The 9,302-nt window shown below is 45.0% G+C and carries 8 protein-coding genes; 7 read left to right on the top strand and 1 reads right to left on the bottom strand.

Annotated elements, in window-relative coordinates:
- Positions 1–315: 315 nt before the first annotated feature.
- Entirely contained in the window at positions 316–594 is a 279-nt protein-coding gene (locus B3W37_RS10190; protein WP_483175651.1) for a DUF3892 domain-containing protein, read from the bottom strand.
- A gap of 830 nt (positions 595–1,424) precedes the next feature.
- Here B3W37_RS10190 and B3W37_RS10185 point away from each other — a divergent pair.
- From B3W37_RS10185 to cas2, 7 genes are read left to right on the top strand one after another with little or no spacing between them, the layout of a single operon-like run.
- On the top strand, positions 1,425–3,599 hold the full coding sequence (locus tag B3W37_RS10185) for a CRISPR-associated endonuclease Cas3'' (RefSeq protein ID WP_483175650.1): 2,175 nt from the start codon (positions 1,425–1,427) through the stop codon (positions 3,597–3,599).
- Between the two features lie 10 nt (positions 3,600–3,609).
- Complete coding sequence (gene cas5c, locus B3W37_RS10180) at positions 3,610–4,353, top strand: type I-C CRISPR-associated protein Cas5c (protein ID WP_483175649.1); 744 nt, start codon at positions 3,610–3,612, stop codon at positions 4,351–4,353.
- A complete protein-coding gene (cas8c, locus tag B3W37_RS10175) occupies positions 4,350–6,086 on the top strand; it encodes a type I-C CRISPR-associated protein Cas8c/Csd1 (RefSeq protein ID WP_483175648.1) in 1,737 nt (578 codons plus the stop codon). Before cas5c ends, cas8c begins: the two co-directional genes overlap by 4 nt.
- Positions 6,087–6,122: 36 nt before the next feature.
- Complete coding sequence (cas7c, locus tag B3W37_RS10170; protein WP_483175646.1) at positions 6,123–7,034, top strand: type I-C CRISPR-associated protein Cas7/Csd2; 912 nt, start codon at positions 6,123–6,125, stop codon at positions 7,032–7,034.
- A gap of 3 nt (positions 7,035–7,037) precedes the next feature.
- Positions 7,038–7,706: a CRISPR-associated protein Cas4 gene (gene cas4, locus B3W37_RS10165; RefSeq protein WP_483175645.1), complete on the top strand. Its 669-nt coding sequence runs from the start codon at positions 7,038–7,040 to the stop codon at positions 7,704–7,706.
- Between the two features lie 9 nt (positions 7,707–7,715).
- Positions 7,716–8,744 (top strand): type I-C CRISPR-associated endonuclease Cas1c, encoded by a 1,029-nt coding sequence (gene cas1c / locus B3W37_RS10160; RefSeq protein WP_483175644.1) that lies wholly within the window; start codon positions 7,716–7,718, stop codon positions 8,742–8,744.
- 11 nt (positions 8,745–8,755) lie between these two features.
- Entirely contained in the window at positions 8,756–9,046 is a 291-nt protein-coding gene (cas2, locus tag B3W37_RS10155) for a CRISPR-associated endonuclease Cas2 (RefSeq protein WP_483175642.1), read from the top strand.
- Positions 9,047–9,302: the final 256 nt, after the last annotated feature.

Genomic DNA, 9,302 nt, shown 5'->3' with positions numbered 1-9,302 from the left:
CGTACCGGTTCGACCCCGGTCTCGGGCACCACTAAGATAAAATTACCGGCTTAACAGGCCGGTTTTTGGTTTTCTGGGAATTATTTAAATTAGTGTCATCAAAGTGACATTTACTTGTCGCGCAGGCAGGTTATGCTTTTATCATCTGTTTAGAATAAGGATACTCCAAAAAATGAACGCACCTTGCGCAGGTATCTGGACCTGTACATGGTAGGAGGCTGGAAAACGACAATTATTAAAGGCCACACTTCGTATGAGATGTGGCCTCGAGAACAAGAATAAATCCGCGTGAATCAAAGGGGCATTTTAAGCAATTTAAACCCTGGGCAATTTCAGCAGGTTATCATGTTCAGAGTCGTTAGATTCAGATCGAACGTATTTCTCCTGTCGAGTACTTAAGGCAGGAATTAGATAGGGATACGGACTGATATTAACTTTGATGGTATGGGGATTTGTTTTTAAATGATCGTGAAGGACAGCCTTTTTAAACCATCCCTTGGTTCCATTTCCTTCCAGATAAATCGTATCAATATCAGTCAGGATATTGGAACTCTGATACCCGCTGTTCATATGAATTTTCGTAGCATATATCATTTGGAACCTCCCAAAATATTATTTAAGCTTTAATTTAATGCAGGAATTATGATTATCGCATAGAAGAAATAAATCAGTGCATCATGATACCAATCAGTTGGTGTGGTAGCCAACTAATGGTAGTCCTACAGACGGAAAAGCCAAAAACCGTCACATGTAATTGAAAGAAATGGGGCTGTGCCTAGCCTCATTTCTTTTTTCCAGTCTCAGCCTTGAATCCCACTGTATCACCTCCCGAAATGCGTAATGGCTTGCTGGTAGACAACCTTCATGAAAGTTTTTCCAAGTCCCTATATCCCAGAATATACTATTTAATAAATAAATTCAACTAACATATTTTACATTTGAAAATATTGATGCAGACCTTTTTTTATGATAAAATTTATAAAGTCAGGTGTAACCATCTGTGGATTGAAACAAATGTAAAATCTGTTGAGAAGCCAAGATGGCTAAGATATGTGGGTTTTTACATATTTTAGTCATCTTGGCTATTTCTTTTATCCATAACTAATTCTGTACGTTGTGTGTAATAAATTTTATATCTTTATGTCACTGTAGTGTCGCCGATATTTAATAATATAATCAAATAATAGGTTGTGATTGGACTAAATGTAAAAATTTATGGATTTTAGAGGGCAAATATGGAAACTGGTCGAAAACACACTAATATAACAGTAATCCCGGAGTGGAATCGGTAATGGAAGCATAGGCCGCAAGACCGCGCTGGCAAGAGAAATGACTAAAAGCAGGAAAGGTAAATCATTATGTGCGAAAAGTTGATTGCTCATGTTGTTAGGAAAGATGATGGTTCCTGGGATGTACCTCAAAAGTTGTCAGATCACTTAGAAAACACCGCCAGACTGGCCGAGAAATTTGCTGCCAAGTTCGGTTCTGGCGGCTGGGGCAGGGCTGCGGGTTTGGCCCATGATGCGGGAAAAGGCAGAGAAAAATGGCAGCAGTATCTTCAAAAAAAAAGCGGGTATTTTGACGATGAAGCTCACTTGGAAGGCAAGCCTGGGAAGATGCCTCATGCCATCCATGGGGCTATGATGGCTGAAAAGTTATATGGCAAAGGCCTAGGTAGAATTCTGGCCTATTGCATAGCCGGGCACCACGCCGGATTACCCGATTGGTCGCCCGCAAATGGTGCCGGTCAGGCATCACTGCAATATCAACAATCGCAGTGCCAAGGTATTGATGAAATAGATGAGAGTGTTATCCAGGCAATAAAAAATTCAAAACCCGGACGGCCTCCTTGGATATTCAGCAAAGGCTTGGATGCTGCACTATGGATCAGGATGCTCTATTCCACACTGGTGGATGCCGACTTTCTTGATACCGAAGCCTATATGGATGGTGACCGGGCAGCTTTGAGGGGTAATTATTGCTCAATGACGGAGCTGCTCGAACGGTTCAATCAGTATATTGGCAAACTCGATGAAGTATCCGAGAAAACCAGGGTTAACGAAATCAGACGCAATATCAGGACCAAGTGTGTAGAAGCGGCCTCGAATGAACAAGGTATATTTTCGCTATCCGTTCCCACTGGAGGAGGAAAAACCCTGTCCAGTTTGGCGTTTGCTCTCGAACACGCGGTTAAACATAATCTTGACCGCATTATTTATGTTATCCCGTATACCAGTATTATTGAGCAGAATGCTGATGTATTCAGAAAAGCCATTGGTGCCGATCAGGTAGTTGAACACCACTCCAATTTGGTTGAGAGTGATTCGACACCGAAATCAAGGTTAGCCTCAGAAAACTGGGATGCACCATTAATAGTAACCACATCGGTCCAATTCTTCGAATCTCTCTTTGCCGCTAAATCCAGCCGTTGCCGTAAACTGCATAACGTTACACGCTCAGTGGTGATTTTGGACGAGGCCCAGTTGGTGCCTGCCGATTTCCTGATCCCTATTCTCGCCACAATGCAATTGCTGGTCGATCATTATCAGGTCAGTTTTGTGATATCCACCGCTACCCAGCCGGCATTCAATGAACGTCAGATGGATGACAGACCATTCCCCGGATTAAAGGATGTAAAGGAAATGATGGGTGATGCAAAAGAGGTTGAGTCTCTCTATCATTCTCTGGAGCGTTTTCGTGTTGAATTCCCAATTGATATTCACAGCAAATCAACTTGGGAAGATATTGCAGCAGAACTACGCCAGCATGAACAAGTCTTATGTGTTGTGTCAGATCGCAAGAGCTGTCGTGAGTTGCACAGTCTGATGCCTCGGGGGACTTACCATCTATCGGCATTAATGTGCGGACAGCACCGCAGCGAAGTAATAGCGGACATTAAAGACAAATTAAAAAACGGAGAACCGGTAAGAGTTATAAGCACTCAGTTGGTAGAAGCGGGGGTTGATCTGGACTTCCCCGTGGTGTATAGAGCGTTTGCGGGCTTGGATTCCGTTGCTCAGGCTGGAGGACGATGCAACCGTGAAGGAAAACTTCCGAACAAGGGGAGAGTGGTGGTGTTTATACCGCCACGCCAGTCACCGATGGGTATACTTCGTAAAGCGGCTGAGACTACGGCCAGCCTGCTAGTCATAACGACTGAAAATCCCTTGCAGCCGGACATGTTTACCCGATATTTTTCCGAACTTTACTGGAGAGTCAATTCACTGGACAGCAAAGATATCGTATCCTTGCTGGATCCGGAAGCCAACGACAGAACGGAATGCAGCATTAATTTCCGAACTGCTGCTGAGAAATTCAAACTGATCGATGAAGCCACACGCGGGATTCTGGTTCCTTATGGTGAAGGGCGAGTATTAACTGAACTGCTGAAAGTGAATGGCCCGGATCGCTGGTTGCTGCGTAAATTGCAGAGATACATGGTTAATATTTATAACCATGAATATAATCAGCTCCTAAAAAGAGAAGCCATATTTGAAGTAAGCCCGGGCGTATTCGCATTGGCGACTGATGCTGATTATTCTCTGGACACCGGACTGATGGTAGAGCCGTTTTTTGATCCCGATAAATTTGTTTTATAGAAGGGAGTTGATGAATTTGTCCAGTTGGTGTTTGGAAGTATGGGGAGATTATGCGTGTTTCACCCGGCCGGAGATGAAGGTCGAACGGGTAAGCTACGATGTGATCACCCCGTCGGCAGCCAGAGCAATATTTGAGGCGATACTCTGGAAGCCGGCCATTCGGTGGAACGTGACCAAAATCGAAGTCTTACATCCAATTAAATGGATATCTGTGCGGCGTAATGAAGTAGGCAGGACGGTAGCCGCGCCTACTGCCAAACAGATGTCGGGCGCAGTCGGTGCTCCCATGGGAATTTTCATTGAGGACGAACGCCAGCAGCGCGCCGGGTTGTTTTTGCGGGATGTCCGGTATAGAATCTACGGTTACTTTGACTTCATACCGCCAGATCAGAGAAAGAACAACCGTTCAGCTTTGCCGGAATTTTGGGCCGATGTTGAAGAACAGACAGCCCTGGCAAGGATGGATGAAAAAGAAGCCAAGTATGCTGCCATGTTTGAACGGCGCGCCAAGAAAGGCCAATGCTTCCACCGGCCTTATTTAGGCTGCCGGGAGTTCGCCTGTGATTTCCGGTTAATTAAGAATCCCTCTGAAGAACCTGTTGAAACCATCAATGAAACCAGGGATCTGGGATATATGCTGTATGATATGGATTTTCAGTATGATATCGACAATCCAAGGCCTTTGTTTTTCAGAGCACAGATTAACAATGGAGTAGTAAACACAGACAGAAGGGAGGTGGAGGTCAGAGGATGATATTACAGGCGTTAAAAGAGTATTATGACCGCAAAGCGGCTGATGGCGCAATTGCTCAAGATGGTTGGATTAAAGGCGGCATTGACTTCTTGCTGAGCCTGGATCTAAATGGCAATATAATTGGCATTTCAGATTTGCGTGAATTGCGGGGGAGGAAAAAGGTTCCACGTATCTTCAATGTTCCTAATATCGGCAAACAAGCATTAAAACATACCAACAGCAGTAAAGATGCTAATTTATTATGGGATAATGCAGCATTCGTTTTTGGACTGGGCGACAAAGGAGATATCCGCCTGCAGAGTATGATTGAAGCAATTGATCATTGGCTGGGGGCTACGGATGATAGTGGTGTCATTGCGGTTCGAAAATTCTTGCAAAAAGGATTTGATGATCGCTCTCATTTTGATTTTGCTCTGAATCATCCGGAATATGGTGAGGATTTACGAGCTGGAAATGTGAAACTCAGTTTCCAAATACCGAAAACAGGGCTAAAAGTCGTTTTTGATTCAAAGGCTGTTTATGAAGCACTGGCAGACACTGGGGAAGAGCAAAATGACAGGAGAGGCACATGCCTGATAACAGGTGATGAAAATGTCGCTATTGAAGTGACCCACCCGGTGACTAAAGGGGTGTGGGGTGCCCAAACTTCGGGAGCTTGCATCGTCAGTTTTAACAAAGACGCTTTCAACTCATACAACAAAACCCAAAGCTACAACGCGCCTGTTAGCAAGATAGTTGCTTCTCAGTATGGCAAAGCATTGAACACGCTGCTCGAATCACCTAAACAATGCATGCATATCGGTGATGCTTCAATTGTATTTTGGTCCGAAAAGAGTTCCTCATTTGAGTCTGATTTCTCATCATATTTCAGTGAGCCTGACAAAGATAATCCTGATGCAGGAGTACAAAAAGTAAAAGCCCTTTTTGAATCAATACACAATGGAGCCTATCTTAATGATGACGGGGACAATCGTTTTTATATCTTGGGTCTGGCCCCCAACGCTGCCAGGATTGCAATTAGATTTTGGCAGGTAGATAAAATATCCGAAATTGCGGTTCGAATTAAGCAGTATTTCGATGACTTCGCCATCGTCAAACCGCCAAGAGAACTTGAATACTATCCGCTATGGCGTATATTGGCGAATATAGCCACCCAGGATAAGAATGAAAATATTCCGCCTAATCTGGCGGGGGAGGTCATGCGCTCTATCCTATCAGGTGCACCTTATCCCTCCACATTGTTGCAAGCCTGTTTGCGCAGAATCCGCAGCGATACCGAGAACAGAGTAAAACCGGTAAGAGCTGCAGTATTGAAGGCCTACCTCAATAGTTATTATCGTTTTTATCCGAGTCAAAACACAAAGGAGGTTAGTTTGAAATTGGATATTAATCAACCGTCAATAGGCTATCAATTAGGGAGATTATTCGCCACACTGGAGAAGATTCAGGAAGAAGCCAATCCTGGTCTTAACGCTACCATAACCGAGCGATTTTATGGCGCAGCGTGCTCAACACCGGTAACGGTGTTTGCCAATCTACTGCGCTTAAAAAACCACCATCTGGCCAAGCTGGACAACAAAGGACGGGTGATCTATTTTGAACGGCTTCTTGGTGAAATCATGGGAAAGCTGTCCGATTTTCCTGCCCATCTGGATTTGCACGAACAAGGACGTTTTGCGATTGGCTACTATCATCAACGGCAGTCATTCTTTGAGCCAAAAACTGAAAAATAAAGGCAAATGTAAACCAAATATAGGAGGGTATATAAAATGAAAAACGATATAGAAAAGCGCTATGATTTTGTAATTCTGTTCGATGTAAAGGACGGCAACCCCAACGGTGACCCGGATGCAGGGAATCTTCCCCGGGTTGATGCTGAGACGGGCCATGGTTTGATCACCGATGTGTGTTTGAAGAGAAAGGTTCGGAATTATATTGGATTGAAAGGCAACGACCAATCTCCTTATGGAATCTTCATAAAGGAGAAGGCAGTGCTAAATAGCACTATTGAACAGGCCTATAAAAGCTTGGATATCGATTTGACAGAACCACCGACTGACCCAACTGATGGGAAGAAGCGTAATAAAACAGGTCAAGGTCAAGGTAAAGAAATTGACCGGGCCAAGCAGTTCATGTGTCAAAATTTCTATGATATTAGAGCTTTCGGCGCCGTATTGTCAACTGGTGCCAATGCCGGCCAGGTGCGCGGTCCGGTGCAATTAACATTTGGAAGGTCAGTGGACCCGGTTGTGGCCTTAGAGCACAGCATAACTCGAATGGCGGTAGCCACAGAAGCTGAGGCTGAAAAGCAAGGCGGAGATAACCGTACTATGGGACGCAAATTTACCGTGCCTTACGGCTTGTATCGGGCACATGGTTTTGTGTCAGCGCCGCTTGCCAACCAAACTGGTTTTTCGATCGAAGACCTGGATCTATTATGGGAATCACTATCGAACATGTTTGAACATGACCGTTCCGCAGCACGTGGTTTGATGGGCACAAGGAAATTGTTTATTTTCGAACACTCATCCAAGATGGGCAATGCCTCTGTACAAACCTTGTTCGATGCCATTAAAGTAAAACGAATTGATAACAATAAACCAGCCAGAGACTTCAGCGATTACCAGATATCAGTAGCGACTGAGCAAATTCCTCCAGGCGTAAATTTAATTGAGAAATAAGATATGGATAATAGGTATTCTGAAGACGAACTTTTACCTATATCCGGCTTACAGCACATGGCTTTTTGTGAACGGCAGTGGGCTTTGATTCATATTGAGCAACAATGGGAGGAGAATCAGCGCACTGCCGAAGGCCGTGTAATTCATGAGCGGGTTCATGACCCTGATTATAAGGCTCACAAACCGGGAGTGGTCGTAGTGCGGGGTTTGAAGCTGCAATCCCTGACTCTGGGCCTTACGGGTGAAGCGGATGTGGTGGAATTCAGCCCGCAACCGGATGGTTCCGGGGTGAAGTTGCCGCCACGGCCGGTGGAATATAAACGGGGAAAGACCAAACAAGGTGACTATGACCGTATTCAGTTATGTGCCCAGTCAATGTGCCTTGAAGAAATGATGCAATGCCATATTGATGAAGGTGATCTCTATTACGCGGAGACCAGACGTCGCGAAGTCGTAAAGTTGGATCAAGAGCTTAGACAAAAAGTAATTGCTTTGAGCGAAAGAATGCACCGTTTATACCGGAAAGGGGCAACACCTAAACCGGATATGAAATTAAGAGTTTGCAGGACATGCTCAATGGAGAGAATATGTCTTCCCAGGATGCGATTACAGACCAGCGCCAATACTTATTGGCGGGAGATTCTGGCAGGTATATCGGAAGAAGATAGTTGAGGTGATTTATTGAGAAGATTACTGAATACTTTATATGTGACCAATCCTGAATCATATCTGGCCAGAGAGGGCGAGAACATCGTGGTCAGGATAGATGATCAAAATATCTTTCGCATACCGTGCCACAACCTGGAGTCAATCGTATATTTCGGCTATCCGGGTGCCAGTCCGGCTTTGTTGGGGCTGTGTGCTGAAAGGGGAATAACCGTCACTTTCCTAACAGAGCATGGCCGTTTTTTAGCCCGAATGGAGGGACCGCAAAGCGGGAATGTGCTATTGAGGCGCAGGCAGTATCGTATGGCCGATAACGAGAATACTGCACCGCTACTGGCCAAATATTTTATTACCGCTAAAGTTATGAACAGTCGGGCGATACTACAGCGCGGACGCCGTGATCATCCGGAAAAAGTAGGGGACGACATAACTCACAGCATCACACTTATGGGCAATTTAGCCCGGAAGGTTTTTGACAGCAAGAACCTTGATGAAGTACGTGGCATTGAGGGAGATACGGCGCAAAGATATTTTGATCAAATCGATCATTTGATACTGGAAGAAAAAGATGCGTTCTACATGAAAGGGCGCAGCCGACGACCGCCATTAGACAGGTTTAATGCTCTGTTGTCATTATTTTATACTCTTCTGGTGCATGAATGCCGGGCAGCTCTGGAAAGTGTGGGGCTCGATCCCGCGGTTGGCTTTTTACACCGCGACCGGCCCGGACGGCCCAGTCTGGCCTTGGACTTAATGGAGGAAATGAGAGCGTATCTCGGCGATCGCATGGCTTTGTCACTAATCAATAGGAGGCAGGTTTGTTCACAGGATTTTGTGGTTAACAGCAACGAGGCTGTTTACTTAAAATCCGATGTTAGAAAAAATATTCTGACCTTGTGGCAAAAGCGCAAACAAGAAGAAATAATTCACCCTTATCTCGGTGAGAAAATTCCCATTGGTTTGTTGCCGTATGTGCAGGCATTATTATTGGCCAGATTTCTGCGTGGTGACTTGGACGCATATCCCGCCTTTATCTTAAAATAGGGGGTGATATCATGATGGTTTTAATAACGTATGATGTGAGTACGATTGATCCAGCGGGACAGAAACGATTAAGGAAAGTAGCCAAGAAATGCGTGGATTTCGGACAGAGGGTGCAAAATTCGGTTTTCGAATGTTTGCTGGAACCAGCCCAATTCGTTAAATTGAAAAACGAATTAGAATCGATCATTGATAAGAATAGCGACAGCCTGCGCTATTACTTTTTAGGCTCCAACTGGAGACGAAGGGTTGAGCATGTTGGTGCCAAACCAGGGTACGATCCGGAAGGTACCCTGGTGTTGTAGCGCGAACCGCAAGTGGTTGGGAATTCACAGGGAGGTTCGCGATTTGGAAGAACGAGGTTAACAACTATCTCGGAGGCTTTGAGCATCGGAATTTGTATAGCTATTTAGTGAGGTTCGCGGAAAAGTGTTAACTAAAACGCATTACATTGCTATTTCTTAAGTATACGGTCGCACCCCTCGCGGGTGCGTGGATTGAAACTAAGAGCGCCCAACAGAGGGTACATTTCCTCGGCGCGTCGCACCCCTCGCGGGTGCG

Source organism: Syntrophomonas sp. UBA5494, from assembly GCF_002426325.1.
Note: the sequence above shows the minus strand (reverse complement) of the source record. Positions and strands in the feature narration are given on the sequence as shown.